We start from the raw sequence: 18,548 nt of genomic DNA, 5'->3' as shown, positions 1-18,548 counted from the left end.
AATTTCTTGACATACTTATGCCTTATCCACCGACAGAAGTACTCGCTGCGGAATTGATTCCCGGAGCAGGGTGGGGCGTTCAGCCTGCGGTACAAGTGACTACGCAGGAAGGGGTTCCGGTTGCGGGCGTTAACGTCGAGTTCATTACACCTGATCACCCAGTCGGTTTTGGAACAACTAACGCAACCGGGGGGGGCGGAAGCTCCGTGGCGATCAAGTATTATCCTAAAGAAAGGCATGTCATTGAACTTTTGGCAAAAACGACCGAAGCAACAGGTCGTGTTTCCATGATTCGGTTACTGTTATTACTTTTTCCTGCTAATGCGTAAGAAGGGCAAGGAGCTCCTGTCATTTGGAGCTCCTTTTCTCAATGCAAGATTCTGACCGCATCAATTGCCAGGCGCGCTGCCTACCATCAAATCAAGACAAGAACCCCCCATCCACATTCAGCGAAACCCCCGTCGTATAACTCGACGCATCACTCGCCAGATACAACACCGCCCCCGCCATTTCACTCGGATCCGCCACGCGTTTCAGTGGAATCTGTGCCAATGCCGTGTTCAAAATCGCCTCGTTCTTCACCAGCGCCGACGCAAACTTGGTGTCGGTCAGCCCCGGCAACAGGGCATTGCAACGAATCCCGAACTGCGCACATTCCTTGGCGAACACTTTGGTCATGTTGATCACCGCAGCCTTGGTCACCGAATAGATGCCCTGGAAGATCCCCGGCGAGATGCCGTTGATCGAAGCCACGTTGATGATGCTGCCGCCGCCGTTGTCGCGCATCAGCTTGCCGGCTTCGACCGACATGAAGAAGTAGCCGCGGATGTTCACGTCGACGGTTTTCTGGAAGGCGCCGAGGTCGGTGTCCAGTACGTTGCAGAACTGCGGATTGGTCGCGGCGTTGTTGACCAGGATGTCCAAACGGCCGAACTGTTCGCGGATGCCGGCGAAGACCTGGCTGATCTGTTCCATCTCACCAATGTGGCAGGCCACGGCGGTGGCTTTGCCGCCGGCAGCGATGATTGCATCGGCGACGTGCTGGCAGCCCTCGAGTTTGCGGCTCGAGACAATCACATGGGCGCCTTGCTGGGCCAGCAGTTTGGCGATGGCTTCGCCGATGCCACGGCTGGCGCCGGAGACGAAAGCGATCTTGCCGTCGAGGTCGAACAACTGAGTCTTGGACATGGGATTCCCTTGTGAGAAGTCTTATTGGATGGCCTGGATCAGAGGCTGGATTTCTGGATGACCTGCAGGCTCATCTGCTCCAGCAGCTTGTTCATATGAATGAACTGCGCGAAGCGTTTGTCCTGGGTCTGACCATGGAAAAAACGGTAGTAGATCTGCTGCACGATGCCGGCCAGGCGGAACAGGCCGTAGGTGTAGTAGAAGTCGAAGTTGTCGATCTGGATGCCCGAACGCTGGGCGTAGTAGTCGACGAATTCGCGGCGGGTCAGCATGCCCGGTGCGTGGCTCGGCTGGCGACGCATCAGTTGCACCGGCGCCGGGTCGTCGGCTTCGATCCAGTAGGCGAGGGTGTTGCCCAGGTCCATCAGCGGGTCGCCGAGGGTGGTGAGTTCCCAGTCGAGCACACCGATGATCTGCATCGGGTTGTTCGGGTCGAGGATCACGTTGTCGAAGCGATAGTCGTTATGGACGATGCTCGATGTCGGGTGATCGGCAGGCATCTTGTCGTTGAGCCAGGCCTTCACGGCTTCCCACTTCGGCGCGTCCGGGGTCAGGGCTTTCTCGTAGCGGTCGCTCCAACCTTTGATCTGCCGCGCCACATAACCTTCGGGCTTGCCGAGGTCGCCCAGGCCATAGGCCTTGTAGTCGACCCGGTGCAATTCGACGAACTTGTCGATGAAGCTTTTGCACAGGGCTTCGGTTTTCGCCGAATCCAGGCCCAGTTCCGGTGGCAGTTCGGCGCGCAGGATGATCCCCTTGACCCGTTCCATCACATAGAACTCGGCGCCGATCACCGATTCGTCGGTGCAGTGCACGTAGGCTTTCGGGCAGTAGGGAAAACCGTCGCGCAGTTGATTGAGGATGCGAAATTCGCGACCCATGTCATGGGCGGACTTGGCCTTGTGACCGAACGGCGGCCGACGCAGGACGAATTCCTGCTCGGGGTATTCCAGCAAGTAGGTGAGGTTCGACGCACCGCCGGGGAACTGGCTGATCTGCGGCAAACCGCTGAGACCCGGAATGTGGGCCTTGAGGTACGGATCGATCAGGCTGGCATCGAGTTCTTCGCCGGTGCGGATACGGGTGGACTGGTCAGTAAGCGCCATGCTTATCCCTTCTGCTTATTCTGGAGGCCTGAAACTATTGGCTAATCTAATGCGCACACCCCGTACCCACAACCACGATCGGCCCTTATAGGTGAGGGTGTTGCCGGGCAATCATTGCTTTTGATACACCTGTTTGAATTGCCCTACAGAACCGCCTTGTTTTCGGGCGGCGTCACCGATGCCGACGCCGGCAGGTCGATGGGAGTGAGTACCGGTTGGCCGGAAAAGAAGGCCATCAGGTTACGCCCGACCAGCTCGACGGTGCCCCGGGTTGCTTCGGGTGACAGCCCGGCAACGTGGGGCGTGAGAATCACGTTACTCAGTGACTTCAACGCATCAGGCACATGCGGTTCATGATCGAAGACATCCAGTGCTGCGCCGGCAATGCGTCGTTGCTCCAGGGCGCTGATCAGATCGGCGGTCACCACCACGCTGGCCCGGGCAATGTTGACGAGGAATCCGTTGGGGCCCAACGCGTCCAGCACCGAACGGTTAATCAGGCTGCGGGTGCCGAGCCCGCCGGGCGTGGCCACCACCAGGAAGTCCGATGCGCGGGCCAGTTCGCTCGGTGTCGAGCAGAAGCTGTACGGCACGTCGCTGCGGTGCTGGCGGTTGTGGTAACTGACGGTCATGTCAAAACCGTTGGCTGCGCGTTTGGCGATGGCCATGCCGACGGCACCGAGGCCGAGGATGCCCAGGCGTTTGCCGGCCACGGAAGGGCGCATGATTTTCGGCCACTCGCCTCGGCGCACGGCGGCGTCGCAACGGGGGATGTCGCGCACCATTGAAAGCAGCATCGCCATCGCGTGGTCAGCCACCGACGAGGCGTTGACCCCGGCGCCGTTGGTCACGGTCAGGCCCCGGTCGGCTGCGGCCTGCAGGTCGACATGTTCGTAACCGGCACCAATCACGCAAATGATCTTGAGTGCCGGCAGCGCGGCGATTTCATCGGCATACAGGCCCAGCGGGCCTCGGGTCAGTACCGCATCGATACGCGCGCCGTGGGTCGAAATGGCCTCGGCCCGCTCGGCGGGGGTAGGCGCCAAGATCAGGTGAAAGCCCTGATGTTCGAGAATCGGCAAGTAATCATTGATCGTTTCAACCAGTACCAGAACGGTTGCGGGCATGCTGGGCTCCTGTGGCTTGAATATCCCTAGAGATTGCTGGCTTCAAAACGCATGGGCAACGATCAAAGATCGCAACACTGCCAGATGATCATAGCGGAACAGCAGCAGCAGGTTATGGCGCCGTCAGAAAGGTGCGCGCAGCCTCCAGGATTTCATCGGACAAAGCATCGCCACGGGTGGCGCGGGCGAGCGTCAGCGCGCCGACCATGAGGGCGTATTGCACCAGCGCCTGTTGACGATCACTGGCGTTGTCGCCGGTGTCCATCAGGGGGGTGAAGGTGTCGAGCAATGAGCCGAGGCCTTCCATAAAGGTCTGGCGCAGGCCGCTTTCGGCGGCTTCGTGGCACATGTCACCGGCAAACGCCACCACCGGGCAGCTATCGCCCGGGTTGTCGCGGCTGGCGGCCGACAGGTAGGGGCCGATCAAGGCCTGACGGGCGACGTTCTTGTCTTCGTTGGCGGCGATCCAGTCTTTCCAGCGGTCTGTCGATTGCTGGAATGCGCGGCCGCTGGCCTCCTGGGCCAGGGCTTCCCTGGACTCGAAATGCCCATAGAAGCCGCCATGGGTCAGGCCCGCCGCCCCCATCACATCAATCACGCTGATACCATGCAGACCCCGTTCGCGAAACAGGCGCGTGGCCGCCTCGACGATGATTTCGCGGTTGAGTTCGGCTTGCTTGCGGGAAACACGGGGCATTGGCGGCTCACAATGTTAAATGGCTGGTGATCATAGGGCGTACTGGGCAATTCCGTTGCCGAACGACCAGTTCTCTTTTTTCACTTCGACCAGATTAATGAATACATCCTCCAGCCGCACCGCCAGCTCCGCGTTCAGGCTCTCGGCGATGGTTTTATAGAGCAGTTTTTTCTGATCGACGGTTCGGCCTTCGCTCAGGGTGATCTGAATCACCACCAGTTGGTCGGAGCGATCGATCCCCAGGTATTGCGGATCGAAGATGAAGTGCTGCTCATCGTGTTCGGCGAGTATCTGGAAGTTATCGTTTTCCGGAACGCCAATGGCGCTGTGCATGGCGGCGTAAATCAGCTGGCCGATGCGTTTGGCGTGGGTGGGGTCCTGATGCTTTTTGATGTCGATACGAACCAGGGGCATGGCATTACTCCGGAAGAAATATCGGTCAGTTAAAAATACATGACGAACAACCTTTATCAAGCAGGATTTTTTGTCTGGCGATGAAACGCAGTCAAGCAAATCTCGAAGGCAGTCCAAATCCCACAGGGTTTATGTCGTCCACTATTATCTGACCCGTACAACCATTCCTCACCTAAGTCTTTGCTTCTGCTAATTAATCCCGGACAATCGCGCCCCTGTTTCGGCCAGGGCGCTGCCTGTCGGATTTTTCCGACTCGTCCTGACCGGGTAGCAACTGACCGGAATGTGGAGATCCCACCGGATGAATGATCAGGCCAATAGTGTCAACGAACGCTATGTAGCGGCGAAACCTGTCAGCCTTGAAGGCTGGAACCGCCACGACACCACCTGGATGCTCGGCCTGTTTGGCACGGCCATCGGGGCCGGTACGCTGTTTTTGCCGATCAATGCAGGCTTGGGCGGTTTCTGGCCGTTGCTGTTCCTGGCGCTGCTGGCATTCCCCATGACTTTTTACGCACACCGTGGCCTGACACGTTTCGTATTGTCCGGACGAGAAGGGGCGGACATCACCGAAGTGGTGGAAGAACACTTCGGCATCAAGGCCGGTGCGCTGATCACCCTGCTGTACTTCTTCGCGATCTTTCCGATCCTGCTGATCTACAGCGTGGCCCTGACCAACACCGTCGGCAGTTTCCTTGAGCACCAACTGCACATCATGCCGCCACCGCGCGCCGTATTGTCGTTCGTGCTGATCCTCGGCCTGCTGGCGGTGGTGCGTTGCGGTGAGCAGGTGATCGTCAAGGCCATGAGCCTGATGGTGTATCCGTTTATCGTGGCGTTGCTGTTCCTGGCAGTGTTCCTGGTTCCGCACTGGAATGGCGGCATCCTGACCACTGCATCGACGCTGCCTGAGCCGTCGGCGCTGTTGAACACGTTGTGGCTGGCGATTCCGGTGATGGTGTTCTCGTTCAACCATTCGCCGATCATCTCGGCGTTCGCGGTGGACCAGAAGCGTCGCTACGGTGATCACGCCGAGGAGCGCAGCTCGCAGATCCTGTCCCGCGCGCACGTGTTGATGGTGGTGATGGTGCTGTTCTTCGTGTTCAGCTGCGTGCTGACCCTGTCCCCGGCGCAACTGGCGGAAGCGAAGGCGCAGAACCTGTCGATCCTGTCGTACCTGGCTAATCACTTCAGCAACCCGACCATCGCCTTCGCTGCGCCGTTGATTGCGTTCGTGGCGATTTCCAAGTCGTTCCTGGGGCACTACATCGGTGCCAGTGAAGGCCTGAAGGGGCTGATTGTGAAGAGCGGCAAGCGTCCGGCACCCAAGACGCTGGATCGCATGACCGCGGCGTTCATGCTGGTGGTGTGCTGGATCGTGGCCACGCTGAACCCGAGCATTCTGGGGATGATTGAAACCCTGGGTGGCCCGATCATCGCGGCGATTCTGTTCCTGATGCCGATGTACGCGATTCGCAAGGTGCCGGCGATGGCGCGCTATCGTGGTCAGGCGTCCAATGTGTTTGTGACGGCGGTGGGTTTGGTGGCTATTTCGGCGTTGATTTATTCGCTGAGTGCCTGATTGGTGCTGCTCGTTTGATTTGATGACGGCTGATCCGCATTGCGGGTTGGCCGTTTTTTTTTGAGCGGACATGTACACGAAACCCCAATCATCCAGCCATAAAAAAACGCCGCACATCTCACGATGGGCGGCGTTTTCTACAGCGTTGTAACGTTAGGCTTGAACGACCGGGATATTGGCGTTCGCAGCAGCCTCACGGAACTCGGCGATCTGGTCGAAGGACAGGTAGCGGTAGACATCAGCCGCCATGCTGTCGATCTTGCCAGCGTATTCCATGTACTCCTCGACGGTCGGCAGGCGACCCAGGATGGAAGCAACGGACGCCAACTCAGCCGAAGCCAGGTAAACGTTCGCGCCGTCACCCAGACGGTTCGGGAAGTTACGGGTCGACGTCGACACCACAGTGGAGTTCGGCTCTACACGTGCCTGGTTACCCATGCACAGCGAGCAGCCCGGCATTTCCATGCGTGCGCCGGCCTTGCCGTAGATGCCGTAGTAGCCTTCTTCGGTCAGCTGGTGAGCATCCATTTTGGTCGGCGGCGACAGCCACAGACGGGTTGGAAGCTGACCCTTGACCTGATCCAGCAACTTGCCGGCAGCGCGGAAGTGTCCGATGTTGGTCATGCACGAACCGATGAACACTTCGTCGATCTTCTCGCCAGCAACGCTGGACAGCAGACGGGCGTCGTCCGGATCGTTCGGCGCGCAGAGCACAGGCTCTTTGATGTCGGCCAGGTCGATTTCGATGACTTCGGCGTATTCGGCGTCAGCATCGGCAACCATCAACTCAGGGTTGGCAACCCAGGCTTCCATCGCTTGAGCACGACGTTCCAGGGTACGCGCATCGCCGTAGCCTTCGCCGATCATCCAGCGCAGCAGGGTGATGTTGGAGTTCAGGTACTCGGTGATCGACTCTTTCGACAGCTTGATGGTGCAACCGGCAGCCGAACGTTCGGCCGAGGCGTCGGACAGCTCGAAAGCCTGCTCGATGCTCAGGTTGTCCAGGCCTTCGATTTCCAGGATGCGGCCGGAGAACGCGTTCTTCTTGCCTTTCTTCTCAACGGTCAGCAGGCCAGCCTGGATCGCGAAGTAAGGAATGGCGTGAACCAGGTCACGCAGGGTGACGCCCGGTTGCATTTTGCCTTTGAAGCGCACCAGGATCGATTCCGGCATGTCCAGCGGCATGACGCCGGTGGCTGCGGCGAACGCAACCAGACCGGAACCGGCCGGGAACGAAATGCCCATCGGGAAACGGGTGTGCGAGTCACCACCGGTACCGACGGTGTCCGGCAGCAGCATGCGGTTCAGCCAGCTGTGGATGATGCCGTCGCCCGGACGCAGGGAAACACCGCCGCGGGTCATGATGAAGTCTGGCAGGGTGTGGTGGGTGGTCACGTCGATCGGCTTAGGGTAGGCCGCGGTGTGGCAGAAAGACTGCATCACCAGATCGGTCGAGAAGCCCAGGCACGCCAGGTCTTTCAGTTCGTCACGGGTCATAGGACCAGTGGTGTCCTGAGAGCCGACGGTGGTCATTTTCGGTTCGCAGTAGGTGCCAGGACGAACGCCTTTGCCTTCTGGCAGACCGCACGCCTTGCCGACCATTTTCTGTGCCAGGGTGTAGCCCTTGCCGGTGTCGACAGGTGCTTCAGGCAGTTTGAACAGATCGGTAGGGCCCAGGCCCAATTCGGCACGCGCCTTGTCGGTCAGGCCGCGACCGATGATCAGCGGGATACGGCCGCCGGCACGAACTTCGTCCAACAGGACCGGGGTCTTCATTTCGAAGGTGGTCAGGACTTCGTCAGTGCCGTGTTTGCAGACTTTGCCAGCATGCGGATACAGGTCGATCACGTCGCCCATGTTCATGTTGGTGACGTCGAATTCGATCGGCAGTGCGCCGGCATCTTCCATGGTGTTGTAGAAGATCGGAGCGATCTTGCTGCCGAAGCAGAAGCCGCCAGCACGCTTGTTCGGCACGTAAGGAACGTCGTCGCCGAAGAACCACAGCACCGAGTTGGTGGCGGATTTACGCGAAGAACCGGTACCGACCACGTCACCGACGTAAGCGATAGGGAAGCCTTGGCCGCGCATTTCTTCGATCTGCTTCATCGGGCCGGTAACGCCCTGGACGTCCGGAACGATGCCGTCACGGGCCATTTTCAGCATGGCGAGGGCGTGCAGCGGGATGTCCGGGCGGGACCAGGCGTCCGGGGCAGGGGACAGGTCGTCGGTGTTGGTTTCGCCGGTGACCTTGAACACGCGCAGGCTGATCTTGTCGGCCAGGACCGGGCGGTTGCGGAACCACTCGCCGTCAGCCCAGGACTGAATCACGCCTTTGGCGTGTTCGTTGCCGTTACGGGCTTTTTCCGCGACGTCGTGGAACGCATCGAACATCAGCAGGGTGTGCTTGAGTTGAGCGGCGGCAACAGGAGCCAGTTCGGCGCTGTCGAGCAGGTCAACCAGGGTCACGATGTTGTAGCCGCCCTGCATGGTGCCGAGCAGTTCAACAGCGCGCTTCTTGTCGATCAGAGGGGAGGTGGCTTCGCCTTTGGCCAGGGCAGACAGGAAACCGGCCTTTACATAGGCCGCTTCGTCCACGCCAGGTGGAATGCGATTGGTGATCAGGTCAACGAGGAAAGCTTCTTCGCCAGCCGGGGGATTCTTCAGCAGCTCGACCAGGCCTGCAGTTTGTTCGGCGTTAAGCGGCTGGGGAACGATACCCAGTGCTGCACGCTCTTCGATATGTTTGCGGTAGGCTTCAAGCACAGTTATTACCCTCATCAGTGGTCCCAAATGGGTGTCCGGGACGCTCATCCCGAAATTGCCGTACTCATGCGCTGCGTGGCGTTGTGGGCCACTTAGCCAGAATTACCGACAATTCCTTACAGAAGCTGCTTTCAAAGTTTTACGCCTGCAGAACGGGGAGCTGATGAGGGTTGGCGTAGAGCTTTTCCCCGCTGGAAAAACCCTTCGCCAACACCGCTCTGAAGGAACGACTGTGCTCGTGACGCTTTGAAAACAGCTTCTAACGGACATTGGCGCCTTAAAAGGCTGGCTGATTCTACGGCAAAAAAAATTTAAAGGTAAGTGAGGGGCTATTGGACTTTGGTGGCGAGTCGCGATGTGTGCCTGCGTGTGCAAGGCAAGGCGGGGGATGCCGCTAATGGTTGTTCCCTTGGCAAATTCCGCAACGCCGCCTCGCGCACGTAGGCGCGCAACGCGGCCGGCACCAAAGTCCAAGAGACCCTCAGCCCTTTCACTTTGAGGGGTGATGAATGTCAGACAAAGGGCTAACATGCCGGCCTGTTCTGCTTTCCCGTGTTTTTCTTATCTATGCCCAATCAGACCATCAAGACCCCCTGCGTCGGCCTCTGTTCCACTGTTTACGGTGACTTGGTCTGCCGTGGCTGCAAGCGTTTCCACCATGAAGTGATCCACTGGAACGGTTACAACGAGGAAGAAAAACGCGCGGTATGGCTGCGTCTCGAACAGCTGTTGTCCCAGGTGATGGCCGGCAAGGTAGAAATTTTTGATCCGGCGCTGCTCAGAATGCAGCTGGAACAGCGCAAGATCCGCTTCGTGCCGCATCAGTCGGAATATTGCTGGGCCTATCAGTTGATCGCTCGCGGGGCGCGGGTGATCAACAATCTGGACGCCTACGGAATGGTCCTGCTGCCGGAGTTTCGCGAGTGGAACCTGCCGGAGCTGCGGGATGCGATTGATCGGGAATTCTTTTTGCTCTCTGAAGCGCATTACCAGCGCTACATTGCGCCGGGCTTCCTCAAGGACGCCTTCGGCGGCTGACTCTCAGTCCTGTGGCGCTCCCGCTCGACTGCGCAGCAGTCGCAAATCGGCTGGCGAGTATTACCTGATAACACCGCGTCGTACGAATTGGGGTCGCTTCGCAACCCGGCGGGAGCAAGCTCCCTCGCCACAAAAGCACCGCAAGTCTCAATGATGAGACACGATCTCCTGCAGATGGTCCTCAATCTCCAGCGTTTTCAGCACCAGCACATCACTCTCCACTGCATCCAGCACCACTTCCGCCGTATTCCCGATCAACGCCCCGGACAAACCGGACCGCGCCACGGTGCCAATCACCGTCACCGCCGCACCCAGCTTGTGCACCATGTACGGAATCAACACATCCGCCGGACCTTCCGCGATATGCAGGTGCTCATCATCAATGTCGAATTCGGCCTGAAACGCCTTGCACTGGTCACGATAACGCGCCTCGATCGTTTCACTCAGCTGCAACGTCGGGTCGGCCGCCGACAGCATCGGTGACGGATGGGCGCTGACCACATGCAGATGCGCCTTGGCCAGACTGGCAATGTCATAACCGTAATCGATGATGGTGTTGTGCAGGTGGCGGTGTTCGTTATCGGTATTGCCGACGTCGATCGCCGCCAGAATCACGCCGCCCGTCCAGGGCTTCGAGGTTTTGACCAGCAGCACCGGCGTCGGGCAAAAGCGCAGCAGTTTCCAGTCCGCCGGGGTCAGCAGGGCTTTTTTCAACGAGCTGTCGGGATAATGCTGTTTGATCACCAACCCGCAACCTTCCGCCTGCTGCACATCGACAATGGTTTCGTGCAGGCTTTCGTTCCACGCCTGCTCTGTAGTGACGCTGTAGCCGTCCTCAAGCAGCGCCGCCTTGAGCACGCCGAGCATGCCGCTGTGGTCATGCTTGCGGTCACAGACCAGCAGATGCAGATGCGCCTGGGTCACGCCGGCAATCAGCTTGGCCCGTTTGAGCGCCAGGCTTTCCGAGTGTTGGGGCTCGATGACCACCAGAATGCTGCGAATGGCTTGCATGATCGGGATCTCCAGAGGTTAAAAAAGCATGGCGTTGCACAACTATAGTTGTTGCGAGGCAACCGGGGAGTTGATGCATATCAACGGTCGTGACTGGTGGTCTGGCGGCGGGCCGGTATAATCGGCGCCCTTCGTTTTGAACCCTTTATCCGTGAGCCCCATGATCCTTCCCGAAATTCACGAGTTCCTTGGCTGCCGCACCACCGACGGCTGGGTCCGGGCCGCGCTGGCCGATCAGGAAACCTTGCTGATCGACCACAAGAACTGCGAATTCAAGGCCGCCAGCACGGCATTGAGCCTGATCGCTAAATACCACTCCCACGTCGACCTGATCAACCTGATGTCGCGTCTGGCCCGGGAAGAGCTCGTGCATCACGAACAGGTCATGCGCCTGATGAAAAAGCGCAAGATCGAGCTGCGTCAGTTGTCCGCCGGGCGATACGCCTCGGGCTTGCGCAAAGTGGTGCGCAGTCACGAACCGGTCAAACTGGTGGATACCCTGGTGGTGGGCGCGTTCATCGAAGCCCGCAGCTGCGAGCGTTTCGAAGCGCTGGTGCCGCATCTGGACGAAGAGCTGGGCAAGTTTTACTTCGGTTTGCTGAAAAGCGAGGCCCGACATTTCCAGGGGTATCTGAAACTGGCTTATCAGTACGGTGACGCCAAGGATATCGCTCAGGTGATTGACCGGGTTCGTGCCGCCGAGCAGGAGCTGATCGAGTCGCCGGACGTGGAATTCCGCTTTCACAGTGGCGTCCCTGCTGCGGCGTGAAGATCAAAAGAGCGTCGCCTCGTTTCACTCGACAGCTCCTGCATTGGAGCGCATTTCCTGTAGGCGCTGTCGAGTGGAACGAGACTGCAATCTTTGCACGTGAATTGTTAAAAACTCTTAAGAGTATGAAAGATCACTGAAAACCGGCCCAAGAGGCCGGTTTTTGCTGCCTGGCATCACCGTCCCGTCACCGATTGGCGCCATAATGCCGACCACTCACTCAAGGGTTGGCAAGCGTTCGTTATGGATAACCTGGGTTTTGGCAAAGTATTGCTGGTGGAAGACGATGAGAGGCTCTCCGGGCTGATCGCGCATTTCCTGTCCCAACATGGCTTTGAGGTGTTGCAGGTGCACCGCGGTGACCTCGCGTTGGCGGCTTTCCTCGACTTCAAACCGAAAATCGTTGTACTCGACCTGATGCTGCCGGGCCAGAGCGGCCTGCACGTATGCCGCGAGATCCGCAGCGTGTCCGACACGCCGATCGTCATCCTCACCGCCAAGGAAGACGACCTCGATCACATCCTCGGCCTGGAATCCGGCGCTGATGACTACGTGATCAAGCCGATCAAGCCACCGGTGTTGCTGGCTCGCCTGCGCGCGTTGCAACGTCGGCAAACGCCGGACAGCAGCGTTTGCTGCGCGCTGGAGTTCGGCCATCTGAGTATCGACCGCAGTTGTCGCGAAGTGCGGCTGGCGGGCGAGGGCATCGAGTTGACCACCATGGAGTTCGAGTTGCTGTGGTTGCTGGCCAGCGCCGCCGGCAAGATTCTGTCCCGCGATGACATACTCAATCGCATGCGCGGCATCGCTTTCGATGGGCTCAACCGCAGCGTCGACGTTTACATCAGCAAGTTGCGCGGCAAGCTCAAGGACAACCCTCGCGAACCGGTGTGCATCAAGACCATCTGGGGCAAGGGTTACCTGTTCAATCCGTTCGCGTGGGAGCTGTAAATGCTGCGGTTATTTCTCGGGCTGTTTCTGGTGATGACGGTTGGCCTGGTCCTGGGGCTGCAAACCGTCGAGCGCACGTTCGATGCGCTGCTCGACGGTCAGATGCAAAGTTACAACCGAGAGGCGGTGCGTGGTCAGGCCTGGTCGCTGGTGGAGCAATTGCGCGGCCTCGACAATGAGGACCGGGAACGCCAACTGGAAGCCGTGCGCCCTCACTATGGTTTGGGCCTGAGCCTGGTCGAAAGCGCTCAACTGGCCCTGACCGATCAGGAGAACGCCGAGTTGGCCCAAGGCCAGCTGGTACTTCGCGACAAGTACACGCAGTTCATCTCGCGCATTGACGACGGCTCCCAACTGCTCAGCATCAAGCTGCCGGCCGAGCCGAGCCTGATGCCGTTCTACATTGCCACGGCCTATTTGATGATTGCGGTGATGATCGGTCTGGTGTTGATTTTCTGGGTGCGTCCACACTGGCGAGATCTGGAAAAACTGCGCCTGGCCGCCGAGCGTTTCGGCGATAACGACTTGTCGTCGCGTATCCAGCTGTCAAAGCGCTCGAACATCCGCGACCTGTCCGAACACTTCAACCTGATGGCCGCGCGTATCGAAGGCCTGATCGCCAATCAGCGCGAGCTGACCAACGCGGTGTCCCATGAGTTGCGCACGCCCATTGCGCGACTGTCGTTCGAGCTTGACCAGCTCAAGCAACAACCCGACCCGACCCGGAACCGCGAGCTGATTGCCGACATGTACGCCGACCTCGGCGAGCTGGAGGAGATGGTGTCGGAACTGCTGACCTACGCCAGCCTCGAGCGCGGTGCCACGGTGATCACGCGAGAAAATATCCAGGCCAACAGTTGGCTCGACAGCGTGGTCGGCAGCGTGGCGCTGGAGGCCGAGGCGGCCGGGGTGCAGCTGCTGATTGTCGAGTGTCGGGTCGATGAGGTGCGCATCGAGCCACGCTTCATGGCGCGGGCGGTGATCAACCTGCTGCGCAATGCCATTCGCTATGCCGAGGCGCGGGTGGAAGTGTCGTTGGTGCGCACCGGCGATCATTACGAAGTTCAGGTCAATGACGATGGGCCAGGCGTGCCGATGGCCGGACGGGAGAAAATCTTCGAGCCGTTTTCGCGCCTGGACGCCAGCCGTGATCGCCGCACGGGTGGTTTCGGTTTGGGCCTGGCGCTGGTCCGGCGGGTGTCGCAGTCCCATGGCGGGCAGGTGGAAGTGGCGGATTCGCCGTGGGGTGGGGCTTCGTTTCGTATGACGTGGGCGCATCAGGATTAATTGTGGCGTTCTTGCGTACGCCATCGCGAGCAGGCTCGCTCCCACATTGGATTTGTAAACGACATAGATCCAATGTGGGAGCGAGCCTGCTCGCGATGGCGTCATCCGCATCACCTCAAATCAAAAGCTGTACACCACCTGGCCAGCCAAGGATGTCTGCATCCGCCGCTCGACAATCGGGCTGTCCGCGGCCTCTTTGGCCAGATACTGCACCGCCAGCACCGTCGACACATTCCATTGATCATTGACCGGCAACGACCAGGTCAAATCCGCCCCGCGACTCACCAGCCCGCCATGAGCGTCATACGCCCGAAACTGAGTGCGCGACGCCTGACCCGCGCTGACGCCGTACCAGGTGCGCATGTAATCGCCGTCGCCAAACTGACTGTTGAGGCTGCCGACGACCTTGCCATGCTCACCTTCGTAAAACGGCGCGCTGATGCTCAGTTTCAAGCGATTCCAGGCTGAACCCGTGTCCTCATCGTCATCGTCCTTTTCCAGCGCATGTTCAAAACTCGCGCCGAGAATGATCGGCCCCATGTGATACGAGCCGTCGAGCCCCAGCACCGGGCGGGACTTGATCGAGCCCATGCCGTCCAGCTCGTCCGAACCTTTGAACCCGGTCTTGCGATCCTTGCGCACATCGCTGGCGCCGACGTACACGCTGAGGCCGTAGTCATCCTCATCAAAGGCCCAGCCCAGACCCTTTTCAGTGTCGAGAAAGACACCGTAAGGGCTGACGATTTTTCCACCCAACAGCGGCGCCACGACGCGATCATCGCTGCCGCTGTAACGCGGCACACTGGCAGCGCTGGCCCGCAGGCTGTAGCGCCAGTCTTCGGCATGCACGGAATGGAAGGGCAGGAACAGACAGAATGAAGTGAGCGACAGCGACAGCGAACGAAACATGGGAGCACCCGAGGGGAGATTGGATGCGCCCATGCTAGGCGGGTGCCGGCGGGCAATCTTTGACAGCTTTGTCGGGAAACTGTCAAAGACTGTGAACGGAGCTGACCGTACAGCGAGCAACCTGTGGCCAGGGAGCTTGTTGTGGCGAGGGAGCTTGCTCCCGCTGGGGCGCGGAGCGGCGCCAAAAAATGGGTCTGCTGCGCAGTCCAGCGGGAGCAAGCTCCCTCGCCACAGGGTCAGTGTTTAGCCGCAGGGGCGGTGCCTGGCCTCAGTGTCACACCACAGTTCAGAGTGACCTCAGCTTAGAAATCCCACTTGGTGGTCAGCATCAGGTTGCGCGGCTCGCCGTAGAACGTCGTACCGAAGTTGCCCAGGCCCGTCAGGTACTTCTTGTCGAAGACGTTGTTGGCGTTGGCGGTGAAGCTCAGGTGTTCGTTGTACTGATAACGGGTCATCAGGTCGACGAGGGTGTAGCCGCCTTGTTTGAGCGAGGTGCTGCCCTCGGTCGGGCTGAAGCTCTGGCCGTAGAACGCGCTCTGCCAACTGACGCCGCCACCGACGGTGACCTTGTCCAGTGCGCCAGGCAAGCGGTAGGTGGTGAACGTACGCACGACGTGTTCCGGTTTGGTGGTGGCCAGCGGGAAACCGTAGATCCGTTGCTCGTCCTTGTCGCGGGTACGGGCATAGGTATAGCCGGCCGACAGGTTCCAGCCATCGGACAGTTCGCCCGCCAGTTCCAGCTCCACGCCTTTGGTGGTGGCGCCGGGGATGGCTTCGTAAACGTCCTGCCCGGTGGTGTCGGTGGTGACGTATTGGGCGACGTTCTCCTGCTCGATGCGGAAGAAGGCCAGGCTGGCGTTCAGTTTGCCTTCGAGGTACGCCGCTTTCAGACCGGTCTCGTAGCTGTTGCCTTCAACCGGCTTCAGGGTCGAACCGGCGGCGTCCTTGTAGGTCTGCGGCTGGTAGATGTTGGTGTAGCTGGCGTAGACCGAATACGTGTCATCCAGGTCATAGATCACACCGGCGTAAGGGGTGACGACGCCGTGTTCCTTGTAGCTGGTCTGGGTGTCGGTCTGGCCGGCGCCCGGGTAGTAGCTGTAATCCTCGTTGTACTTGAAGGTGCTCACGCGGCTGCCGAGGATGATCGACAGGTCGTCGGTCGGGCGCAGGCGCGTGGCCAGGTAAGCACCGTTCTGACTGGTGGTGCGCTCGTACTTGCCGTTTTTCGGGAAATCCTGTTCCGGCAGGTCGCCGTTCCAGTCATAAATGCTGCCAGGGACATTTCCGGCACCGGGGATAACGCTGTCGAACGTCGCGCCGGTCTGGCGGGCATGGGACGTCATGAAACCGGCCACCAGTTCGTGCTCGCGACCGCCCAGGGTGAAGGGCCCGGACACGTTCACGTCCGCCGTGTTTTGCACGCGATGACCTTCCCAGCGGCCCCAGTAAAGGAACATGCCTTCACCGGTGGCGCGGTCCGGTGCGCCGCCGCTGGCCGAGGCCAGGCGCGTATCGTGATCGGTGGTTTTCTGGTTGAGATTGACCTTGAGTTTCCAGTCATTGGCCAGGGCCTGCTCTAGCGACGTGAAGTAGGTGACCGTGTCGAAATCACGACGGCTCCAGTCGGCGCCCGGGTTGAAGCTGCGCGAGAAGTCGGTGCGGCCGCCGTCGGCGAAGTACACCGTATTACCGGTCCAGGAGGTGCCGCGTGGGGTGGCGCTGGACTTGTCGATGCCGAAGGTCAGCAGGGTGTCGTCCGACAGGTCCGCTTCGAGGATGCCGTAAAACAGGTCTTTCTTCTGGCTGTAGTGATCGATGTAGGAATGCTTGTCCTGGTACGAACCGACGAAGCGGCCGCGCACACTGCCGGTATCGTTCAGCGGACCGGAAATATCGCCGGTGGTGCGGTAGCTGTCCCACGAACCGACGGTGCCGCTGATCGAGGCCTTGAATTCCTTGGTCGGCTTCTTGCGAATCAGGTTGACGGTGGCGGACGGGTCGCCCGAACCCGTCATCAGGCCGGTCGAACCCTTGACGATTTCGATGCGGTCGAGGCTGGCCGCGTCATCGCTGTTGTTCGGGTTCTCTCCGTAGACCCCGTCGTACGGCTGGTTGACCCCGTCGTACTGGAAGTTGGTGATGGCAAAACCGCGGGCGGAAAACTCGGTACGGTCACTGTCGTATTTTTGCGTCGACACGCCGGGGGCATTGCGCAACGCGTCGCTGACACTCTGCACGCCGCGATCGTCCATTTGCTGACGGGTGACCACGGTGACCGATTGCGGCGTTTCACGGGGCGACAAGGCCAGGCCGGTGGCCGAGGACGTTGAGCCCGTGGTGTAGGAATGGGTGTCCTCGGTGGTCGCGCCCAAGCCTACGGCAGAAATACTCGTCGCACCCAGTTGCAGCGCGCCGTCGTCTTTGGGCGCCGGTTTGCTTTCCACCGTTTCGGCGGCGTGGGCGTTGCAGGAAAGGCTCAGCAGCGCGGCTGGCAGGGCCAGTGCCAGGGGGCACAGGGCAAAACGAAAACGGGTGGCAAGTGGGTGCGACATGGAAATCCCTTTGTATCGAATCGTTCGGTAAGTGAAAGGCTTCTGAGGGTTAACCGAACGAAAAACGCAAAGGGGAACTGCCGTGTGCAAAAAAATGAGCTAGCGGACCACATCCAGGCGCTCATGCCACTGCGCGATGGATTCCTCGGGCCAGGTTTCGCACTGCCGATCACCGTGATGCGGCGCAACCTCCACCCACGGCGCTTTCGAGCCAAGCATCACGTGCGTGTATTCGGGTGGCACAGGTAGCGCGGTGTCGATGGCCGAGGCGAACGGGTGGATCAGCTCTGGCCATTCAGGGCTGAACAGCCACAACCCCGAGCCACAGACCGAGCAGAAGTGCCGCTCTGCCGTGCTGCGGTGGGCGCGTTTGTCGCCTTCGTCCTTGAGTCGCGCGTGATAGATCGCAATGGATTTGCGACCGCGCACCTTGAGGCTGGCGGCATCACCGGCGATGTTGACCGAGTAACCGCCGCCGCCCTGGGTCTTGCGGCAGATCGAGCAGTAGCAACGTTGATAAGGGTAGGGGTGGGCGCTGTTCAGACTGAACGACACGGCGCCGCAATGGCACGAGCCTTCGAGTTGCATGGAATAACCTCCAAAAGATTGGCTGTTACTTCCCTGACCGCCCCGAAAACCGGTGGTTCACTGCTGGATCGGCACCAGGATCGCATCGCCGGTTGCCACCAGCTTCAACTGATCTCCGGTTTGTGCGAACAGTTCGGCGCGGGCAAACACCTGTTTCTTCCCGGCCTTCACCACCTGGCCGCGCGCAATGAACACTTCACCGATGGCGGGCGCCAGGCAATTCACCGAAAAATGCGCCGCCAGGACATTGCCAGCGACCGTTCCGGCCGCAAACCCACAGGCGGTATCGAGCAGCGCGCCGATCAGGCCGGCATGCAGGAAGCCAGCGTATTGCGCCATGTCAGTCTCGCGAAAAGCCATGGTCAGTTCCACCTCGCCGGGCTCGGCGCGAGTGACGTCGAAACCGGCCCAGCGGTTGAAGGCGGACGTTGAATTGATCTTTTTGAGTGCATCAAGCATGGCGAATCCCTCCGGTTGAGGCATCAACATGCGCCGGGTTCCGGGGGATGTCATGGTGGATAAAGGAGGGTGATGGGCCGGTGGATTGATGGTGAATATTCAGGCCT

General features: G+C 59.7%; 17 protein-coding genes. 6 read left to right on the top strand and 11 right to left on the bottom strand.

Going from position 1 to position 18,548, the window contains the following annotated elements:
* Positions 1–329 (top strand): hypothetical protein (locus ACM6IQ_RS16165; protein WP_414879312.1); only part of this gene is annotated, 329 nt, incomplete at its 5' end.
* Between the two features lie 91 nt (positions 330–420).
* Here the strand turns inward: ACM6IQ_RS16165 and ACM6IQ_RS16160 are convergent.
* From ACM6IQ_RS16160 to ACM6IQ_RS16140, 5 genes are all read right to left on the bottom strand, one after another.
* Positions 421–1,188, bottom strand: coding sequence for an SDR family oxidoreductase (locus tag ACM6IQ_RS16160; protein WP_017339427.1), 768 nt, complete (start codon positions 1,186–1,188; stop codon positions 421–423).
* Positions 1,189–1,226: 38 nt separating this feature from the next.
* Positions 1,227–2,294 carry a phosphotransferase family protein gene (locus ACM6IQ_RS16155; RefSeq protein WP_017339426.1) on the bottom strand — a complete coding sequence of 356 codons (1,068 nt, stop codon included), beginning with the start codon at positions 2,292–2,294 and terminating at the stop codon, positions 1,227–1,229.
* A gap of 143 nt (positions 2,295–2,437) precedes the next feature.
* Complete coding sequence (locus ACM6IQ_RS16150) at positions 2,438–3,421, bottom strand: 2-hydroxyacid dehydrogenase (protein WP_414879311.1); 984 nt, start codon at positions 3,419–3,421, stop codon at positions 2,438–2,440.
* A 112-nt stretch (positions 3,422–3,533) separates the two neighbouring features.
* A complete protein-coding gene (locus ACM6IQ_RS16145) occupies positions 3,534–4,118 on the bottom strand; it encodes a TetR/AcrR family transcriptional regulator (RefSeq protein ID WP_414879310.1) in 585 nt (194 codons plus the stop codon).
* Between the two features lie 30 nt (positions 4,119–4,148).
* Complete coding sequence (locus ACM6IQ_RS16140; protein ID WP_017339423.1) at positions 4,149–4,532, bottom strand: tautomerase family protein; 384 nt, start codon at positions 4,530–4,532, stop codon at positions 4,149–4,151.
* 301 nt (positions 4,533–4,833) lie between these two features.
* Between ACM6IQ_RS16140 and ACM6IQ_RS16135 the strand changes: the two genes are divergently transcribed.
* A complete protein-coding gene (locus ACM6IQ_RS16135) occupies positions 4,834–6,114 on the top strand; it encodes a serine/threonine transporter (RefSeq protein ID WP_414879309.1) in 1,281 nt (426 codons plus the stop codon).
* 153 nt (positions 6,115–6,267) lie between these two features.
* On the opposite strand, the gene acnB is transcribed toward ACM6IQ_RS16135, so the two are convergent.
* Positions 6,268–8,877 (bottom strand): bifunctional aconitate hydratase 2/2-methylisocitrate dehydratase, encoded by a 2,610-nt coding sequence (acnB, locus tag ACM6IQ_RS16130; RefSeq protein WP_017339421.1) that lies wholly within the window; start codon positions 8,875–8,877, stop codon positions 6,268–6,270.
* Positions 8,878–9,444: 567 nt separating this feature from the next.
* On the opposite strand from acnB, the gene ACM6IQ_RS16125 reads away from it, so the two are divergent.
* Positions 9,445–9,915, top strand: a complete 471-nt coding sequence (locus ACM6IQ_RS16125; protein ID WP_017339420.1) for a DUF1289 domain-containing protein — start codon at positions 9,445–9,447, stop codon at positions 9,913–9,915.
* Between the two features lie 147 nt (positions 9,916–10,062).
* Here ACM6IQ_RS16125 and ACM6IQ_RS16120 read toward each other — a convergent pair whose 3' ends face one another.
* Positions 10,063–10,926, bottom strand: coding sequence for a universal stress protein (locus tag ACM6IQ_RS16120; protein ID WP_017339419.1), 864 nt, complete (start codon positions 10,924–10,926; stop codon positions 10,063–10,065).
* Positions 10,927–11,086: 160 nt separating this feature from the next.
* Between ACM6IQ_RS16120 and ACM6IQ_RS16115 the strand changes: the two genes are divergently transcribed.
* From ACM6IQ_RS16115 to ACM6IQ_RS16105, 3 genes are all read left to right on the top strand, one after another.
* The gene (locus tag ACM6IQ_RS16115) at positions 11,087–11,695 is read left to right on the top strand and encodes a tRNA-(ms[2]io[6]A)-hydroxylase (protein WP_414879308.1); all 609 of its coding nucleotides are present in this window, start codon (positions 11,087–11,089) and stop codon (positions 11,693–11,695) included.
* 243 nt (positions 11,696–11,938) lie between these two features.
* Positions 11,939–12,646 carry a winged helix-turn-helix domain-containing protein gene (locus tag ACM6IQ_RS16110; protein ID WP_017339417.1) on the top strand — a complete coding sequence of 236 codons (708 nt, stop codon included), beginning with the start codon at positions 11,939–11,941 and terminating at the stop codon, positions 12,644–12,646.
* The gene (locus ACM6IQ_RS16105) at positions 12,647–13,933 is read left to right on the top strand and encodes an ATP-binding protein (RefSeq protein ID WP_414879307.1); all 1,287 of its coding nucleotides are present in this window, start codon (positions 12,647–12,649) and stop codon (positions 13,931–13,933) included. It abuts the gene before it with no gap.
* A gap of 120 nt (positions 13,934–14,053) precedes the next feature.
* On the opposite strand, the gene ACM6IQ_RS16100 is transcribed toward ACM6IQ_RS16105, so the two are convergent.
* The 4 genes from ACM6IQ_RS16100 to ACM6IQ_RS16085 form a co-directional block, all read right to left on the bottom strand.
* Positions 14,054–14,842 carry a MipA/OmpV family protein gene (locus ACM6IQ_RS16100; protein ID WP_414879306.1) on the bottom strand — a complete coding sequence of 263 codons (789 nt, stop codon included), beginning with the start codon at positions 14,840–14,842 and terminating at the stop codon, positions 14,054–14,056.
* A 302-nt stretch (positions 14,843–15,144) separates the two neighbouring features.
* On the bottom strand, positions 15,145–17,394 hold the full coding sequence (locus ACM6IQ_RS16095) for a TonB-dependent siderophore receptor (protein ID WP_414879305.1): 2,250 nt from the start codon (positions 17,392–17,394) through the stop codon (positions 15,145–15,147).
* Between the two features lie 99 nt (positions 17,395–17,493).
* A complete protein-coding gene (locus ACM6IQ_RS16090; protein WP_017338231.1) occupies positions 17,494–17,982 on the bottom strand; it encodes a GFA family protein in 489 nt (162 codons plus the stop codon).
* Between the two features lie 57 nt (positions 17,983–18,039).
* Complete coding sequence (locus tag ACM6IQ_RS16085; protein ID WP_017338232.1) at positions 18,040–18,441, bottom strand: PaaI family thioesterase; 402 nt, start codon at positions 18,439–18,441, stop codon at positions 18,040–18,042.
* Between the last annotated feature and the right edge of the window lie 107 nt (positions 18,442–18,548).

The sequence above is a fragment of the Pseudomonas sp. IT-P100 genome (assembly GCF_949767185.1).
Taxonomy (GTDB): domain Bacteria; phylum Pseudomonadota; class Gammaproteobacteria; order Pseudomonadales; family Pseudomonadaceae; genus Aquipseudomonas; species Aquipseudomonas fluorescens_B.
The sequence above is the reverse complement of the archived record's forward strand: the minus strand, read 5'-3'. Positions and strand labels throughout refer to the sequence as shown.